The 811-nt window shown below is 47.8% G+C and carries 1 protein-coding gene; it reads left to right on the top strand.

What is annotated here, in order from left to right; translation table 11 throughout:
- Positions 1-638, top strand: a 638-nt coding sequence (locus A3762_RS27440; RefSeq protein ID WP_197469169.1) for a hypothetical protein, incomplete at its 5' end; no start/stop codon positions are given.
- Positions 639-811 lie beyond the last annotated feature (173 nt).

The raw sequence follows: 811 nt of genomic DNA on the forward strand, positions 1-811 counted from the left end.
GCTCATCGAATCGTGCTAATACCGCCCACCAGCAGCCAACGAAGAAATCGGTAGCTGGCACAACTTATGTGAAGATGAACAACCAGTGGCAAAAGATTGATTCCCAAAACCGCTCAAGCGCTCAAGATAGCCAGACCAATAGTCAAAGCTATCAAGGTGGGCATGGCACCAATAATCGCCCATCACAACAACAAGTGGCTAGCGAGACCCAGTCTTCCTCTGCCACCACTTCCAAGCCACAAAAGCCCAACAAGCCACAATGTATGCCTGAGGACGAGCATGGCGTACGAATACCTGCCGCCGGCATTCCTAAAAACAAGTGGTGCTACATCTATACTCTGCAACGACCCCTAAGCTGGACCGATACTGATATTAATAATTCGCCGTTGGGCTTATTTGGGTACGAATCCGGCAGCCCAGAAGGAGCTAGAAACCAGGTAGAACTATCAATGGCGACCAAAGCGAAGGAAATCTGTAAAGCTGAAGGCTACGACGGCATTTATGATAATGATTACCGCTTTGGTGAACTCATACACTGGTCTGAAGTTGATTGTGAAGAAAAAGTACGGTTGGGTTCGACGTTCTACTTTTGCCGAGGCGATGCCACTTATCGTTGCGGCGCTAAGCGTCAGAAGTAAACACAAAAGCCTTCTTTGCTGCATCGCACTCGCCAATAAAACCGTTTGAACTGCATGGGGCATACTGGCTACGGGTGAGCCATATAAGGTTAGTCCTATCATGCATTAGTTTGAGGGTTCATGCACCCAAAATGCATAACAAAGCTACCATAGGGACACTTTTTGCTACGTTC

The organism is Oleiphilus sp. HI0125, from assembly GCF_001635355.1.